Below are 16,864 nucleotides of genomic sequence, written 5' to 3' on the forward strand. Positions count from 1 at the left end.
TATTTGTTCTGTAATCTGGCGATTGATGTGGATGCAAAGTGTTGATGGGTGAAAGGCATGTAAAAATTAATCTAAATCAATAAATGTTAAATTTACAAAATAAGTGTGATCGAACCGAGATCACTTATTACTTCTTTGTAGGTATATTCACCGCGCAAATAAAACCACAAAGAGGGAATGGATATGAAGAAGCTGACAGTGGCATTGGCACTTTTGGGTTGTTTTTCGGGTGTTGCGCCAGCTCACGAAGCAGGTGAATTTTTTATGCGCGCGGGAACCGCGACGGTGCGCCCAACGGAAGGTTCGCAGAATGTACTGGGCATGGGGGGGTTTAACGTCAGTAATGATACCCAACTGGGCCTGACGTTCACCTGGATGGCGACGGACAATATCGGCGTGGAACTGCTGGCAGCGACGCCGTTTCGTCATAAAGTCGGTCTGGGCCCGACAGGCGATCTGGCGACCGTTCACCAGCTACCGCCGACACTCATGGCGCAGTGGTACTTTGGCGATGCCTCCAGCAAAGCGCGTCCGTATGTTGGCGTTGGGGTGAACTACACCACGTTCTTTGATACCAAATTCAACGACACCGGTAAGGACGCGCAGCTAAGCGACCTGAGTGTTAAAGACTCCTGGGGCGCGGCGGGTCAGGTCGGCCTCGATTACCTTATCAATCCGGACTGGCTGATTAACATGTCTGTCTGGTACATGGATATCGATACTGAAGTGAAATTCAAAGCGGCAGGCGAGCAGCAGAATATTAAAACCCGTATTGATCCCTGGGTGTTTATGTTCTCGGCAGGATACCGTTTTTAATTTTCCTTAGCCTCTGACGCAGTAAAGAATTGAGGCGGGTCAATTTTTGGTAAGTCATAAACTGGCCGCTCGTCGGCCAGTTTTTATCCCGGCTACACTTTCTGGGAAGCAGTAAAAAAATAAACTGAAATCGTTCGGGTAGTTGTTATGAATACTATTGGTTTTAACATAAATGTTACTTCCTATCGCATTGATAGCGATTTCCGGCAGGCGTGACGGATCCTTCAGCAATAAGATTGAATCAGTGCCATTTCAGGGAGAGCAGCAATGAATATCGAAAAATATCAAGAATTTGCGGATTATCTCAGGATGATTGTGGAAGGTGAACGCGACCAGTGCGTTATTGATAAGAATTTATTATTAACGGCCGCCGCCGCCATTGATGAATTATCCAGCCGGCTTACTGCGGCTCATCCGCCGTTTCATATTAATAAAGTCAGCACCTTGCCTCTGTCATCGGCATGCCGTATGGCGCGTTATATCGCTAAAGCGCCGCTGGAATAACCTGCCGCTCTCAACAGGTTTTGCGTCCATCCCAGTCTGCTCTGTATCGGTTTGCGGGTGAAAAATAATAACCGCCGCTTTCCGGGCATGTTCCGCTATCTCCGCGCTCATCGCATCAGCTCAATGACATCGCCTGTTATTCGCAGAAATAAAAAAGCCCCTGAATCAGGGGCCTTATAGCGGGGCGATCATCCCTGGCGGGTAGCGGCTTTCAGGCTTTGCACAAAGGCCTTCAGTTCGCTTAGCATCGCGCTGTGATCGTTGAGGTTCTTCTCAATAATCTTCACGATGGCAGAGCCAGAAATCGCTCCGGCAGCGCCTGCGCTAATTGCGGCTTCTACCTGCGACGGCTCAGAGATCCCAAAGCCCTGCAACGGTGGTGCAGCATGGTATTCGGCCAGCTTGTCGATCAGATGATTCAGCGGCACGCTGGCGCGGTTTTCCGCACCGGTAACGCCTGCGCGAGACAGCAGATAAGTATAGCCGCGACCGCGTGAGGCAATCTGGCGCAGAAGATTATCATCGGCATTCGGCGGGCAGATGAAAATCGGTGCCACGTTATGGCGCAGCGCCGCTTCGCTGAACGGCGCGGATTCTTCTACCGGCACATCCGCCACCAGCACCGAATCCACACCCACCTGGGCGCATTTCTGGTAAAACGCGTCGATGCCGTTGCTGAACACCAGGTTAGCGTACATCAGCAGGCCAATCGGGATCTGCGGGTGTTTCTGGCGGATGGCCGCCAGCATTTCAAAACACTGCGCTGGAGTAACGCCGGACGCAAAAGCACGCAGGGTGGCGTTCTGGATCGTTGGGCCATCCGCCAGCGGGTCAGAGAACGGGATGCCCAGCTCCAGTGCATCCGCGCCCGCGTCGATCAGCGTGTCGATAATGCGCAGTGACTGTTCCGGAGAGGGGTCGCCGAGGGTGACGAAAGGTACAAACGCCCCTTCCTTACGGGCTTCAAGCTGCTTAAACAACTGCTCATAACGTTCCATCAGATTTCCCCTCTTGCTTTCAAAATATCGTGAACAGTGAAGATGTCTTTGTCGCCACGGCCAGAGAGGTTAACCACCAGCAGTTGCTCTTTTTCCGGATTCTCCTGCGCCATTTTCAGGGCGTGAGCCAGCGCGTGTGAGGATTCCAGCGCCGGGATAATCCCTTCTTTCAGGCACAGGGTTTTAAACGCTTCCAGCGCTTCATCATCGGTAATCGACACATAATCCGCGCGGCCTGTGCTGTTCAGATACGCATGCTGTGGGCCGACAGACGGGAAATCCAGACCGGCAGAAATGGAATAGGACTCTTCGATTTGCCCGTCTTCGGTCTGCATCATCGGCGATTTCATGCCGAAGTAAATCCCTACGCGGCCATGCTTCAACGGCGCGCCGTGTTCGCCGGTTTCGATACCGTGGCCGGCTGGCTCTACACCAATCAGCCCCACGCTCTCTTCTTCAATAAAGTCCGCGAACATGCCGATGGCGTTAGATCCGCCGCCCACACAGGCCAGCACTGCATCCGGCAGACGGCCTTCTTTTTCGAGAATTTGCGCTTTGGTTTCTTCGCCAATCATGCGCTGGAATTCACGCACGATGGTCGGGAACGGGTGCGGGCCCGCTGCGGTGCCCAGCATATAGTGGGCGCGATCGTAGCTGCCGGACCAGTCGCGCAGCGCCTCGTTACAGGCGTCTTTCAGCGTAGCGGAACCGCTGTGCACCGGGATCACTTCCGCGCCCATCAGACGCATACGGAACACGTTCGGCGACTGGCGCTCCACGTCTTTCGCACCCATATAGATGCGGCATTTCAGGCCGAGCAGGGCGCTCGCCAGGGCAGAGGCCACGCCGTGCTGGCCTGCGCCGGTTTCGGCGATGATTTCGGTTTTACCCATCCGCTTCGCCAGCAGCGCCTGGCCCAGCACCTGGTTGGTTTTATGCGCGCCGCCGTGCAGTAAATCTTCACGCTTCAGATATAGCGTGGTGCGGGTGCCTTCCGTGATGTTCTGGCATTTGGTCAACGCAGTTGGGCGACCGGCGTAGTTTTTCAGCAGATCGGTAAACTGCGCCTGGAACTCAGGGTCCTTCTGTGCGCTGACAAACGCTTCTTCAAGCTGGCGCAGGGCAGGCATCAGGATCTGCGGAACATACATACCGCCGAATTCACCAAAATAGGGGTTCAGTAATGTTGTCATGGTCTCTTCCTTAATAGGCCCGCAGCGTTTTGAATACCGCCGCCAGCTTGTTGCTGTCTTTGATACCCGGCGCGCTTTCCACGCCGGAATTGAAATCTAACCCGCTGCAACCGAGTTTGGCCGCATCGACGCAGTTATCCGCGCCCAGTCCGCCTGCCAGTAATACGTTATCGAGCCGTTGACCTGCCAGTAACGACCAGTCGAAACGCTGGCCGCTGCCGCCCTGGCCGTTATCGAACACATAGCGGTCGACAGACTGTAAATCCCGCGCCGGAAGGCTGTGCGCCACGCTGAGCGCTTTCCAGATTGCCACGTCGTCGGGCAAGGCTTCGCGCAGGGCGCTGATATAGGCCTGGTCTTCGCTACCATGCAGCTGCACGGCAGATAAATTCAGGGTTTTGGCGATTTCCGCAACCTCCTGAAGGGCGCTGTCGCGGAACACCCCCACATAGCGCAGCGGTGCGGCAGCGATTACCGTACGGGCCTGCTCCGGTGAGATGTAGCGCGGAGATGACGATGCGAAAATCAGCCCGCCGAAGATTGCGCCCGCTTCATACGCGGCTTGCGCATCCTGAGGGCGGGTCAGGCCGCAGACTTTATTTTCGCCCAACAGCACGCGGCGTACCGCGGCGTTGAGGTCGTCATGGCCCATCAGGGCAGAGCCGATCAGAAAACCGTTGGCGAAATGGCTGAGTTCGCGCACCTGGGCATAGCTGTTAATGCCGGACTCGCTGATCACCGTGACGCCTGCGCCGAGGCGCGGTGCCAACTGGCGGGTGCGGTCCAGATCAATCGACAGGTCGCGCAGGTCGCGGTTGTTAATGCCGACCACTTTCGCTTCCAGCGCAATCGCGCGTTCCAGCTCCGCTTCATTACTGACTTCGGTCAGCACACCCATTTTCAGGCTGTGGGCCACGGCCGCCAGTTGACGGTACTGCTCGTCGTCCAGCACGGAGAGCATCAGCAGGCAGGCGTCGGCCTGATAGTAGCGCGCCAGGTAAATCTGGTAGGCATCGATAATAAAATCTTTGCACAGCACCGGCTGTGGAGCGATCTGGCTGACGATGGGCAGGAAGTCAAAGCTGCCCTGGAAATATTTCTCATCGGTCAATACCGAAATCGCCGAAGCGTGGTGCTTATAAACGCCTGCGATACGCGCCGGGTCGAAGTCATTGCGGATCACGCCTTTGGACGGGGACGCCTTTTTACATTCGAGAATAAAGACGGTCCGCGCACCCTGCAACGCCTCGTAAAAATGGCGCTGGCTCGGCACAATGTCATTCTGAAAGCTGGCCAGCGGTTGCTGTGCTTTGCGCGCTTCCACCCAAATGGCTTTGTCGGCGACGATTTTCGCTAACACGGTTTGCATGATTTATCCTCTCGCTGCCAATGCGGTAACACGATCATAAGCGGCACCACTGCGCAGCACCTCGATAACCCGTTGAGCGTTTGCCCTGAGATCCTCTTCGCCGTGCAAACGCAGCAGCATCGCGACGTTAGCGGCCACGGCGGCCTCATGGGCGCTCTCGCCTTTACCTTGTAACAGGCGGGTCAGAATGTCACGGTTTTCTTCCGGCGTACCGCCCAGTAACGCGTCCTGATGATAAGGCGTCAGGCCAAAGTCGTCGGCGGTCAGCTGATAACTTTTGATTTCGCCGTTATGCAGCTCCGCCACCAGGGTCGGGGCATGCAACGACACTTCATCCATTCCGCCGCTGTGCACCACGGCGGCGCGCTGATAGCCCAGCACGCGCAGGGTTTCGGCAATCGGCAGCACCAGTTCCGGGCTGTAAACGCCAATCAGCGCCAGCGGCGGGTGCGCCGGGTTAATCAGCGGCCCCAGCACATTAAACAGGGTGCGGGTTTTCAACTGCTGACGGACCGGCATGGCGTGACGAAAGCCGGTGTGGTATTTCGGGGCGAACAGGAAGCAAACGCCCAGTTCATCCAGCGCTTTACGTGATAAATCGGCGTTCATATCCAGATTGATACCGAACGCCGCCAGCAGATCCGATGAACCCGAACGGCTGGAAACGCTGCGGTTGCCGTGTTTCGCCACCTTCATTCCGACCGCAGCCGCCACAAAAGCGCTGGCGGTAGATATATTGATGCTGTTGCTGCCGTCGCCGCCGGTGCCAACGATATCGGCAAACAGGTAATCCGGGCGCGGGAAAGGCGCGGCGTTCTCTAACAGCGCCGTCGCGGCCCCGGCGATTTCATTCGGATGTTCGCCGCGTACTTTAATGCTGACCAGCGCCGCCGCCAGCTGTTCCGGCTTCAGCTCGCCGCGCACAATCGCCGAGAACAGCTGGTGGCTCTCTTCGCGGCTCAGGGTTTGCGCCTGATACAGCTTGTCGAGGATCGGCTGAATAGTATTTTTCTCTTCCAGCGATTTCAGCGCCCAGGCGAGGGTTTGCTCCAGCAGGCGTGCGCCCTGGCTGGTCAGGATTGATTCCGGGTGAAACTGGAAGCCGACCACGCGATCCGCATCGTGGCGCACGCCCATCACCATCCCGTTGAAGTGGGCGTTGATGGTCAGGCCCGCCGGGACGTTGCTGCCCACCAGCGAATGGTAGCGCGCCACCGGCAGCGGATTGGGCAACCCGGCGAACATGGCTTCCCCGTCGTGAGTAATGTTGGAGGCTTTGCCGTGCAGGATTTCCCCGGCCTGGCCCACGTAGCCGCCGTAGGCTTCGACAATCGCCTGATGGCCGAGGCAGATGCCAATAATCGGCAGCTTGCCGCGCATCCGGGTCAGCAGTTCCGGCATACAGCCTGCTTCTGACGGCGTGCCCGGGCCAGGGGAGAGCATCAGTACCGGGCTTTTCATGGTCGCCAGCCGATCAATTAAGGTCTGTGCCGGAACATGGTTACGGTAGATCACCACATTGTGCCCGCTGGCCCGCAGCTGATCGGCCAGGTTATAGGTGAACGAGTCGATATTATCGAGCAGCAGAATGTCGGCCATTAGAAAATCTCCTGTGCGTGGTGTGCCGTGGCGATTGCGCGCAACACCGCGCGAGCTTTATTACGTGTTTCATCTGCTTCTGACTGTGGTACCGAGTCGAGCACCACGCCCGCGCCCGCCTGGACGGTGGCGATGCCATCTTCTACATAGGCCGAACGGATCACAATGCAGGTATCCAGATCGCCGTGGGCGGTGAAATAGCCGACCGCGCCGCCGTAACTGCCGCGCCGCGTGCCTTCCGCCGCCGCGATAAGCTGCATAGCGCGGACTTTCGGCGCGCCGCTCAGGGTGCCCATGTTCATGCAGGCGCGATAGGCGTGCAGCACATCCAGATCCCGGCGCAGTTCGCCCACTACGCGTGATACCAGGTGCATCACGAAGGAGTAACGGTCAACTTTGGTTAAGTCCGCTACGTAGCGGCTGCCAGGCGTGCAGATGCGCGCCAGGTCGTTACGTGCCAGATCCACCAGCATCAAATGCTCAGAGAGTTCTTTATGGTCGGTGCGCATTTCCAGTTCGATACGGCTATCCAGGTCGCGGTCCAGCGAGCCATCGGCGCGGCGGCCGCGCGGACGGGTGCCGGCAATCGGGTAGATTTCAATCTGGCGGGACACGGCGTCATATTTCAGCGAGCTTTCCGGCGATGCGCCGAACAGCGTGAAATCGTTATCCTGCATAAAAAACATGTACGGGCTGGGGTTGCTGTTTTTCAGCGTCTCATAGGCGGCGAGCGGCGACGGGCAGGGCAGCGTAAACCGGCGCGACGGCACCACCTGGAAAATTTCCCCGGCGCGAATCGCTTTTTGCATATCGCGTACTACCGCGCCGTACTCTTCATCGCTCTGGTTGCATTCGCAGCGCAGGGTCGGCACGGTTTCCACCGGTAGCGGCTCTGCAGGCTGATTCAACTGCTGGGTGATTTCGTCAATACGCTGCGCCAGACGACGCGCTTCGCTGTCTGACGGGGTGAACTGGCTGGTTTGAATGCGGATATATTTTTTCTGATGGTCGATAACCAACAGGGTTTCTGCCAGGTAGAAGCAGTAGTCCGGGCAGCGGTTATGCTGCTCTACCGCAGGCAACTCTTCAAAACCGGCAACAAGGTCGTAGGCAAACAATCCGCCGAAGAACATGGCTTCCCGCTCTTCTGCCGGAACGGTGACCAGTTCCTGTAACAGGCGGAAGGTATCGAACACCGACAGCGAGCACAGGCGCGCGTCTTCATCCAGCAGCGCGCTCACCGGCGGGAAGCGCAGCACGCGGCCCTGGGCCAGGATTTGATTGTCGATCCCGGCAGGCAGCGCTTTATCCAGTAAATCCAACAGCGCTGCGCCGTTAGCGGTCAGCGCGTCAATGGTGACAGTGTCACCCAGCGCCGTAATGCGCAGCGCGCTGTCCACCAACAACAGGCTTTTTAACGAGTCTTTACTGTCGATATCCGCCGATTCCAGCAGCAGCGTGGCAGGGCGAGAAGCGCAAAGCTGATGAAACAGCGCGGTCGGATTATCGCGATAGGCGGCTTCGTAAGCCTGGAGTTGCAACGCGGGTTTCTGGGTTTGCATATCGGTTCTCATTATTCTGTTCAAAAAAAAGCCCGCTTGAAGGCGGGCTGGGTATCTGGTGTGCGTGGCGCACAGTGGATTCACTGCCCTGAGTCAGGAAGTGCGCCACCAGCGGTTAACAATCATGTTTGCTTTCATCTTCAGATACCTGTCTTGTGTGAACTTGCGTACTAGTTAACTGGTTCGCGCGTTCATTGTCAACCCCGATTGTAGAAAATCATCGGGAATCGTTATGATAGACGCCCAAATGCTATGCCACACGTGCTGGAGCTGTTTTGAATTCTTCTGCTAATGCTGTGATTTATGATTTACACAGCCATACGGTTGCCTCTGATGGCGCGCTCACGCCGGAACAACTGGTGCACCGCGCCGTTGAGATGGGCGTGACGACCCTCGCTATTACCGATCATGACTCTACCGCAGGCCTGCCCGCTGCACATCGGGAAATCGCCCGACAGCAACTGCCTCTGCAACTGATCAACGGCAGTGAAATTTCCACGCTGTGGGAAAACCATGAGATTCACATCGTCGGGCTGAACATCGATATTGAACACCCTGCGTTAATTGAATTCCTTGGCGAACAACATGCGCGCCGCAACCGCCGTGCAGAAATGATCGCCGAACGGCTGGAGAAAGCGCGTATTCCCGGTGCCTGGGAAGGTGCGTTGCGCCTGGCGGACGGCGGAACGGTCACGCGCGGTCATTTTGCCAAATTTTTAATAGAGGACGGGCGCGCCAATTCGATGGCTGACGTGTTTAAACACTATTTAGCCCGTGGGAAAACCGGTTATGTGCCGCCGCAGTGGTGTACAATAAAACAAGCTATTGATGTGATTCACCATTCTGGCGGTCTGGCGGTGGTTGCCCATCCGGGGCGTTACCGGCTGTCGGCGAAGTGGCTTAAGCGTTTGCTGGGGCATTTTGCCGAACAGGGCGGCGACGCGATGGAAGTGGCGCAGTGCCAGCAAGCGCCCGACGAGCGCGCGAAGCTTGCCGCGTATGCAACCCAATTCGGACTGTTGGCATCACAGGGATCGGATTTTCATCAGCCTTGCCCGTGGATCGAGCTGGGCCGCAAACTCTGGCTTCCCGAAGGCCTTCAGCCTGTCTGGCAGCGCTGGGACGCGCCAGAATCGAGTAAAGAGAGGGCAGTATGAGTCAGTTTTTTTATGTTCATCCGGACAACCCGCAGCCGCGGCTGATCAACCAGGCCGTGGACATTGTGCGTAAAGGCGGTGTGATCGTTTACCCCACCGATTCCGGCTACGCGTTAGGCTGTAAGCTGGAAGATAAGGGCGCGATGGAGCGCATTTGCCGTATTCGTCAGTTGCCGAACGGCCACAACTTCACCCTGATGTGCCGCGACCTGTCGGAGCTGTCGACCTATGCGTTTGTGGATAACGTGGCGTTTCGCCTGATTAAAAACAATACGCCGGGCAATTACACCTTCATCCTGAAGGGCACCAAAGACGTGCCGCGCCGGTTGTTACAGGAAAAGCGTAAGACTATCGGCCTGCGCGTGCCGTCGAACCCGATTGCGCTGGCCCTGCTGGAAACGCTGAACGAGCCGATGCTGTCCACCTCGCTGATGCTGCCGGGTAGCGAATTTACTGAATCCGACCCGGAAGAGATCAAAAACCGCCTGGAAAAAGTGGTCGATTTGATTATTCACGGCGGCTACCTCGGCCAGCAGCCCACCACGGTCATTGATTTAACCGACGATTCCCCGGTGGTGATACGTGAAGGGGTTGGCGACGTTAAGCCTTTCCTGTAATGCCCTGAGCCGCTATACTACGCGGCCTTAAAGGCGGCGGGTGACTGCCGCCTTCCCCATTCGACGCCTGGGAAGGCGACATCTTAAGGAAGCTCCATGAGCGAAAAGCTACAGAAAGTATTGGCCCGCGCAGGTCACGGTTCGCGCCGCGAACTCGAAACCATGATCTCTGCCGGTCGCGTCAGCGTTGATGGCAAAATTGCCACCCTGGGCGATCGCGTTGAAGTTAACAGCGCGCTAAAAATTCGTATTGATGGCCACCTGATTTCAATTAAAGAATCCGCCGAGCAGATCTGCCGTGTGCTGGCGTATTACAAGCCGGAAGGCGAGCTGTGCACCCGTAACGATCCGGAAGGCCGCCCGACGGTGTTTGACCGTCTGCCGAAGCTGCGCGGCGCGCGCTGGATTGCGGTAGGGCGTCTGGACGTGAATACCTGCGGTCTGCTGTTGTTCACCACCGATGGTGAACTGGCTAACCGTCTGATGCACCCGAGCCGTGAAGTGGAACGGGAATACGCGGTACGCGTGTTTGGTCAGGTTGAAGACAGCAAAGTTAACGATCTGGCGCGCGGCGTTCAGCTTGAAGATGGCCCGGCGGCGTTCAAAACCATTAAATTCACCGGCGGTGAAGGTATTAACCAGTGGTACAACGTCACCCTGACCGAAGGGCGCAACCGTGAAGTGCGTCGTCTGTGGGAAGCGGTAGGCGTACAGGTTAGCCGTCTGATCCGCGTGCGCTACGGCGATATCCCGCTGCCGAAAGGTCTGCCGCGCGGCGGTTATACCGAGCTGGACTTAGCGCAAACCAACTACCTGCGCGAGCTGGTAGGCCTGCCTGCTGAAACCAGCAGCAAAGTGGCGGTAGAAAAAGATCGTCGTCGCATGAAGGCGAACCAGATCCGCCGTGCGGTGAAGCGTCACGGCCAGACGACCGCGCGCCGCAGCAGCGGCCCGGCAGTGAAGAAAACCCGCGAAAGATAATCGCCTTTGCTCATAAACAGAAATGGTCGCTTAAGGCGACCATTTTTTTGCGCACAGATCAGTAATCGATGCCCATCTGGGCTTTCACGCCCGCGTCGAATGCGTGTTTTACCGGACGCAATTCGCTCACCGTGTCGGCAATCTCGAGAATATCGCGATGGCAGCCACGCCCGGTAATAATCACCGTTTGCTGTTCAGGGCGATTATTTAACGCTTCCAGCACCACCTCCAGCGGCAGATAGTCATAGGCCACCATATAGGTCAGCTCATCCAGCACCACCAGATCCAGTGACGCGTCGCGCAGCATCCGCTCGGCGTGCTGCCATGCAGAGAGGCAGGCGGCGGTATCGGATTCGCGGCTCTGGGTTTCCCAGGTAAAGCCGGTGGCCATGGTCTGGAACTCGACGCCGTGTGGCTCCAGTAAATTCCGTTCGCCGTTAGGCCAGGTCCCTTTGATAAACTGCACCACACCGGCTTTTTTACCGTGGCCCACCGCGCGGGTCACGGTGCCGAAAGCGGCGGTGGTTTTGCCTTTGCCGTTGCCGGTAAACACCATCAGTATGCCGCGCTCTTCCTGGGCATTGGCAATGCGGGCATCCACTTTCTCTTTTACTCGCTGCTGGCGTTGCTGGTAACGATCGTCACTCATTCAGAAATTCCTGGTTTTCGGTTGGGTTGGGCATCAAAGGTCATGCCGGTTTTGCGACGGCTGTCATCGCCCATCAGCCACAGATAGAGCGGCATCAAATCGCGTGGGGTCTTGAGTTTATTCGGATCTTCCGACGGAAACGCACTGGCACGCATCGCGGTGCGGGTACCGCCGGGGTTGATGCAGTTTACCCGCAAATTGCGGTGGACATACTCTTCCGCCAGCACCTGCATCATGCCTTCGGTGGCGAATTTCGACACGGCGTAGGCTCCCCAACCCGCGCGGCCCTGACGGCCAACGCTTGAGGAGGTAAATACCAGCGAGCCCGAATCAGACTTCAGCAGCAGCGGGATCAGCGCCTGGGTCAGAAAGAAGGTGGCATTTACGTTCACCTGCATGACATCCAGCCAGCTTTCCGGGGTTTGTTCGATCATTGGCCGCACTTCGCCGAGCGCGCCCGCGTTATGCAACACGCCGTCGAGCCGGGGAACCTGGGCGGCGATTTGGCTTGCCAGCTCCTGGCACTGCGGCGGCGTGGCGCTGGAGAAATCGAGAAGGAACCAGCGCGGCTGCGCATAACCTTGCTGATGAATAGCGTGCGCGACATCGCGCAGTTTTTGCTCGTTGCGGCCCAGCAGGACCACCTCGGCACCGTATTGCGCATAGGTCATCGCCGCTTCACGGCCAATACCGTCGCTGGCACCGGTGACCAGAATGATGCGATTTTGCAGCAAATCGCGTTGGGGTTGATAGTGCACAAATCACTCCTGAGCGGGCAGTTAGCGTGCGAAACAGGGTCTTTTCACAGAGATTTAACGTGTTATGCCTGAATCCGCCCGCTATTTCAATCAGCCATCCGCCCCGGTAGCCGAAGGTTAACATTTTGAAATAATTCACCGTCGATGAAATTTACGGGATAGATTCCATGATAAACATGTCATACGAGACTGATCGGGCTTGAGTCGGTAAACTGAAGCTAACTTTTGGACGTAATATCAAGGCGGATGTTGTGGATCTACTTTCTGAATATGGGTTGTTTTTAGCCAAAATCGCCACGGTTGTGATCGCTATTGCGATTGTTGCAGCCATTATCGTCAATGTTGCCCAGCGCAGGAAACAGCAGCGCGGGGAATTACGCGTGACCCGTTTGAGCGAACAATATAAGGAAATGCAGGAAGAGATGACGGTGTCGCTGCTCGATCCCCATCAGCAAAAACTGTGGCATAAAGCGCAGAAGAAAAAGCACAAGCAAGAAGCCAAAGCGGCGAAAGCGCTGGCAAAGCAGGGTAAACCGACCGCGGATGGCCGTGCCAAACTGTACGTGCTCGACTTTAAAGGCAGTATGGATGCCCATGAAGTCACGTCACTCCGTGAAGAGGTGACGGCGGTGCTGGCGGTTGCGACGCCGCAGGATGAAGTGCTGGTGCGTCTTGAAAGCCCCGGCGGCGTGGTTCACGGCTACGGTCTGGCGGCCTCGCAGCTCCAGCGGCTGCGCGAGCACAGTATCCCGTTAACAGTCGCCGTGGACAAAGTGGCGGCCAGCGGCGGTTATATGATGGCCTGCGTCGCCAGCCATATCGTGGCGGCACCGTTTGCTATCGTCGGCTCGATTGGCGTAGTGGCGCAGATCCCCAACTTTAACCGTCTGCTTAAACGCAAGGATATTGACGTGGAACTGCATACCGCCGGGCAATATAAACGCACCCTGACGTTGTTTGGCGAGAACACCGAGGAAGGGCGCGAGAAATTCCGCGAAGATCTCAACGATACGCATCTGCTGTTCAAAAGCTTTGTTAAAGAGATGCGCCCGAGCCTGAATATTGATGAGGTGGCGACCGGCGAACACTGGTATGGCGTTCAGGCGAAAGAGAAAGGGTTGGTCGACGCCATCAGCACCAGCGACGATCTGATTCTGGAAAAGATGAAACAGCGGGACGTGGTCGGTGTGCGCTATCTGCGGCGTAAAAAAATGATGGACCGTTTTACCGGCAGCGCGGCGGAAAGCGTCGATCGCTTGCTGCTACGCTGGTGGCAGCGCGGTGAGAAACCGCTGCTGTAACCGCGCAACGTGAAAGAGGCCATACGGCCTCTTTTTTAATCCTGCAAACGATACTTTTCAGACAGTTCGTGGGCGAGGTATTTAAACATGTTAAATACCGCCGTGCTCTTCGGCGTCGGCAAACCTTGTTCGTCCAGGAAGTATTCGCCTCTGAAGACCAGCACCCCGCTTTTCTGCTCAACGTCAGTGGCTACGATGCCCGCGATATAATCTTCATGTTCGACAATTAATGCATTTGCTTTTTCAAGCAGTGTTTTTTTGTCTATCGGTTGAATCGTCTGTTGCATAGTCTACTCCTTCAAAACTGCGCGTAGTGTACGCCGGGCCTGACATAAGGTGCAAATTTTCCCGGAAAGAGAGTGTGGATTTATCCTCACCGACAAGTTGGCGCTCAGGAGCAAGGCATGCTAATAAAGTTGCGTAACGAATTTTATCAGGTAGAGTGTGACGCTTTCGCAAATCTGGCAACAGAATTGCTTGACATTCGACCAGACTTTCGTCGTGCTGTGTCGTCATGGCGCGAAAAACCTGCTGTCTCAGGCACCTGAAAGTGCGTTCCGTCGCATTGGTCAAAGAAGCAGGGTTGAATTCCTTTACGGCTATCGCAATATCTCCTGGCGTATGGCCCGATAAAGTGAATTATCGTGCGACGTCATTTGGAAGAATCAACCAGGTAAAGGTGAATATGGGTAAAGCTCTCGTTATCGTTGAGTCCCCGGCAAAAGCCAAAACGATTAACAAGTATCTCGGCAATGACTACGTGGTGAAATCCAGCGTCGGTCATATCCGTGATTTGCCGACCAGCGGATCAACCCAGAAAAAGAGCGCTGACTCTGCCTCCACCAAAACGGCCAAAACCGGCAAAAAAGTCAAAAAGGATGAACGCGGTGCGTTAGTGAATCGCATGGGCGTCGATCCGTGGCATGACTGGGAAGCACAGTACGAAGTGCTGCCGGGCAAAGAGAAAGTTGTCTCTGAACTGAAATCGTTGGCTGAAAAAGCCGACCATATCTATCTCGCAACTGACCTTGACCGCGAAGGGGAGGCCATTGCATGGCACCTGCGGGAAGTGATCGGCGGCGACGACACCCGCTACAGCCGCGTGGTGTTCAACGAAATTACCAAGAATGCGATTCGCCAGGCGTTTGAGAAGCCGGGCGAACTGAATATCGACCGGGTTAATGCTCAGCAGGCGCGCCGCTTTATGGATCGCGTCGTGGGCTACATGGTTTCTCCGCTGTTGTGGAAGAAAATCGCCCGTGGCCTGTCTGCCGGACGCGTGCAATCCGTTGCCGTTCGTCTGGTTGTTGAGCGCGAGCGCGAAATCAAAGCCTTCGTGCCGGAAGAATACTGGGAAATTGATGCCGCGCTGACCACGCCGAAAGGCGACGCGCTGCAGGTTGAAGTGACCCACCAGAACGACAAACCGTTCCGTCCGGTTAACCGCGATCAAACGATGGCGGCGGTAAGCCTGCTTGAAAAAGCGCGTTACACCCTGCTGGATCGTGAAGATAAACCCACCAGCAGCAAACCTGGCGCGCCGTTTATCACCTCGACGCTGCAACAGGCAGCCAGCACGCGCCTCGGCTTTGGCGTGAAGAAAACCATGATGATGGCCCAGCGTCTCTACGAAGCGGGTTACATCACCTATATGCGTACCGACTCCACCAACCTGAGCCAGGATGCGGTGAGCATGGTGCGCGACTATATTAAAGACGAATTCGGCAAAAAATACCTGCCGGAGTCGGCTAACCAGTACGCCAGCAAAGACAACTCCCAGGAAGCGCACGAAGCCATTCGTCCTTCGGATGTAAGCGTGGTCGCGGACGTGCTGAAAGATATGGAAAGCGATGCACAGAAACTGTACCAGCTGATCTGGCGTCAGTTTGTGGCCTGTCAGATGACCCCGGCGCAATACGACTCCACCACATTGACCGTTGAAGCAGGCGATTTCCGCCTTAAAGCGCGTGGCCGTACCCTGCGCTTCGATGGCTGGACCAAAGTGATGCCTGCGTTGCGTAAAGGCGACGAAGACCGTACGCTGCCTGCCGTTGAGCCTGGTGACGTACTGTCCCTGGTCGAACTGACGCCGGCGCAGCACTTCACCAAGCCGCCTGCACGCTTTAGCGAAGCGTCTCTGGTCAAAGAACTGGAAAAACGCGGTATTGGCCGTCCGTCTACCTATGCATCGATCATCTCTACTATTCAGGATCGCGGCTATGTGCGGGTTGAAAACCGCCGTTTCTACGCGGAGAAAATGGGTGAGATCGTCACCGACCGCCTGGAAGAAAACTTCCGCGAGCTGATGAATTACGACTTCACCGCCCAGATGGAAAGCAGCCTCGACCAGGTGGCAAACCATCAGGCTGAATGGAAAGCGGTGCTTGATAACTTCTTTGGTGATTTTACCCGCCAGTTAGATACGGCGGAGAAAGACCCGGAAGAGGGTGGGATGCGCCCGAACCAGATGGTGTTGACCAGCATCGACTGCCCGACTTGCGGTCGCAAAATGGGCATTCGCACCGCCAGCACCGGGGTGTTCCTGGGCTGTTCCGGCTATGCGCTGTCGCCAAAAGAGCGCTGCAAAACCACCATCAACCTGGTGCCGGAAAACGAAGTGCTCAACGTGCTGGAAGGCGATGATGCCGAAACCAACGCCTTGCGCGCAAGGCGCCGTTGCCAGAAATGCGGCACCGCGATGGACAGCTACCTGATCGATCCGAAGCGCAAAATCCACGTTTGCGGCAATAACCCAACCTGCGATGGCTACGAAATCGAAGAGGGCGAGTTCCGCATCAAGGGCTATGACGGCCCGATCGTCGAGTGCGAGAAGTGCGGTTCGGAGATGCATCTGCGTATGGGCCGTTTCGGTAAGTACATGGCCTGTACTAACGACGAGTGCAAAAACACCCGTAAGATTTTACGTAACGGCGACGTTGCGCCGCCGAAGGAAGATCCGGTTCCGTTACCGGAGCTGCCGTGCGAGAAATCCGACGCGTACTTCGTGCTGCGTGACGGCGCGGCGGGCGTGTTCCTGGCAGCGAATACTTTCCCGAAATCGCGTGAAACCCGTGCGCCGTTAGTGGAAGAACTGTACCGCTTCCGCGATCGTCTGCCGGAAAAACTGCGTTATCTGGCATATGCCCCGCAGAAAGATCCGGAAGGTAATCCGGCGGTGGTTAAATTCAGCCGTAAAACCAAACAGCAGTACGTTTCTTCAGAGAAAGCGGGTAAAGCCACCGGTTGGTCTGCGTTTTACGTCGACGGCAAGTGGGTTGAAGGCACTAAGTAACTTGCTGTAAATGAAACTAAAAAAAGGGCTGGAGAAATCCGGCCCTTTTTGTTTATTACGGCGTTATT

General features: G+C 56.2%; 15 protein-coding genes and 1 other annotated feature. Of the genes, 7 read left to right on the forward strand and 8 right to left on the reverse strand.

All coding sequences use genetic code 11. The features are described from left to right. Positions 1-183 precede the first annotated feature (183 nt). Positions 184-816 carry an outer membrane protein OmpW gene (gene ompW, locus ACVV26_RS10000; protein WP_312978891.1) on the forward strand — a complete coding sequence of 211 codons (633 nt, stop codon included), beginning with the start codon at positions 184-186 and terminating at the stop codon, positions 814-816. Positions 817-1,083: 267 nt separating this feature from the next. Then, positions 1,084-1,320 (forward strand): hypothetical protein, encoded by a 237-nt coding sequence (locus ACVV26_RS10005; protein ID WP_474801292.1) that lies wholly within the window; start codon positions 1,084-1,086, stop codon positions 1,318-1,320. A gap of 188 nt (positions 1,321-1,508) precedes the next feature. Here ACVV26_RS10005 and trpA read toward each other — a convergent pair whose 3' ends face one another. Genes trpA through ACVV26_RS10030 form a run of 5 tightly spaced genes read right to left on the reverse strand, consistent with a single transcriptional unit; the run spans position 1,509 to position 8,041 of the window. Continuing rightward, positions 1,509-2,318, reverse strand: coding sequence for a tryptophan synthase subunit alpha (trpA, locus tag ACVV26_RS10010; RefSeq protein ID WP_474801294.1), 810 nt, complete (start codon positions 2,316-2,318; stop codon positions 1,509-1,511). Next, positions 2,318-3,511 (reverse strand): tryptophan synthase subunit beta, encoded by a 1,194-nt coding sequence (gene trpB, locus ACVV26_RS10015; protein WP_474801295.1) that lies wholly within the window; start codon positions 3,509-3,511, stop codon positions 2,318-2,320. The genes trpA and trpB overlap by 1 nt, the downstream gene beginning before the upstream one ends. 10 nt (positions 3,512-3,521) lie before the next feature. Next, on the reverse strand, positions 3,522-4,880 hold the full coding sequence (gene trpCF / locus ACVV26_RS10020; protein ID WP_474801296.1) for a bifunctional indole-3-glycerol-phosphate synthase TrpC/phosphoribosylanthranilate isomerase TrpF: 1,359 nt from the start codon (positions 4,878-4,880) through the stop codon (positions 3,522-3,524). 3 nt (positions 4,881-4,883) lie between these two features. Then, the gene (gene trpD, locus ACVV26_RS10025; RefSeq protein ID WP_474801298.1) at positions 4,884-6,479 is read right to left on the reverse strand and encodes a bifunctional anthranilate synthase glutamate amidotransferase component TrpG/anthranilate phosphoribosyltransferase TrpD; all 1,596 of its coding nucleotides are present in this window, start codon (positions 6,477-6,479) and stop codon (positions 4,884-4,886) included. Continuing rightward, positions 6,479-8,041 carry an anthranilate synthase component 1 gene (locus ACVV26_RS10030; protein WP_474801299.1) on the reverse strand — a complete coding sequence of 521 codons (1,563 nt, stop codon included), beginning with the start codon at positions 8,039-8,041 and terminating at the stop codon, positions 6,479-6,481. Before ACVV26_RS10030 ends, trpD begins: the two co-directional genes overlap by 1 nt. A 22-nt stretch (positions 8,042-8,063) precedes the next feature. Then, positions 8,064-8,158: a sequence feature (Trp leader region), on the reverse strand. 158 nt (positions 8,159-8,316) lie between these two features. Between ACVV26_RS10030 and rnm the strand changes: the two genes are divergently transcribed. From rnm to rluB, 3 genes are all read left to right on the forward strand, one after another. Next, positions 8,317-9,198, forward strand: a complete 882-nt coding sequence (gene rnm, locus ACVV26_RS10035; protein WP_474801301.1) for an RNase RNM — start codon at positions 8,317-8,319, stop codon at positions 9,196-9,198. Next, positions 9,195-9,815 (forward strand): L-threonylcarbamoyladenylate synthase, encoded by a 621-nt coding sequence (locus ACVV26_RS10040; protein ID WP_474801302.1) that lies wholly within the window; start codon positions 9,195-9,197, stop codon positions 9,813-9,815. The genes rnm and ACVV26_RS10040 overlap by 4 nt, the downstream gene beginning before the upstream one ends. A gap of 96 nt (positions 9,816-9,911) precedes the next feature. After that, the gene (gene rluB, locus ACVV26_RS10045) at positions 9,912-10,796 is read left to right on the forward strand and encodes a 23S rRNA pseudouridine(2605) synthase RluB (protein ID WP_125294360.1); all 885 of its coding nucleotides are present in this window, start codon (positions 9,912-9,914) and stop codon (positions 10,794-10,796) included. A gap of 58 nt (positions 10,797-10,854) precedes the next feature. Here the strand turns inward: rluB and cobO are convergent, their stop codons facing one another. Then, the gene (gene cobO / locus ACVV26_RS10050; protein ID WP_474801304.1) at positions 10,855-11,445 is read right to left on the reverse strand and encodes a cob(I)yrinic acid a,c-diamide adenosyltransferase; all 591 of its coding nucleotides are present in this window, start codon (positions 11,443-11,445) and stop codon (positions 10,855-10,857) included. Further along, complete coding sequence (locus ACVV26_RS10055) at positions 11,442-12,203, reverse strand: YciK family oxidoreductase (RefSeq protein ID WP_474801305.1); 762 nt, start codon at positions 12,201-12,203, stop codon at positions 11,442-11,444. The genes cobO and ACVV26_RS10055 overlap by 4 nt, the downstream gene beginning before the upstream one ends. A 251-nt stretch (positions 12,204-12,454) precedes the next feature. Between ACVV26_RS10055 and sohB the strand changes: the two genes are divergently transcribed. After that, positions 12,455-13,504, forward strand: coding sequence for a protease SohB (gene sohB / locus ACVV26_RS10060; protein ID WP_474801306.1), 1,050 nt, complete (start codon positions 12,455-12,457; stop codon positions 13,502-13,504). A 35-nt stretch (positions 13,505-13,539) separates the two neighbouring features. Here the strand turns inward: sohB and ACVV26_RS10065 are convergent, their stop codons facing one another. Further along, the gene (locus ACVV26_RS10065) at positions 13,540-13,791 is read right to left on the reverse strand and encodes a YciN family protein (protein WP_312978927.1); all 252 of its coding nucleotides are present in this window, start codon (positions 13,789-13,791) and stop codon (positions 13,540-13,542) included. Positions 13,792-14,189: 398 nt separating this feature from the next. Between ACVV26_RS10065 and topA the strand changes: the two genes are divergently transcribed. Beyond that, positions 14,190-16,796: a type I DNA topoisomerase gene (gene topA, locus ACVV26_RS10070; RefSeq protein WP_474801307.1), complete on the forward strand. Its 2,607-nt coding sequence runs from the start codon at positions 14,190-14,192 to the stop codon at positions 16,794-16,796. The last annotated feature ends 68 nt before the right edge of the window (positions 16,797-16,864 follow it).

The organism is Atlantibacter sp. MEI4A-1023, assembly GCF_056155425.1.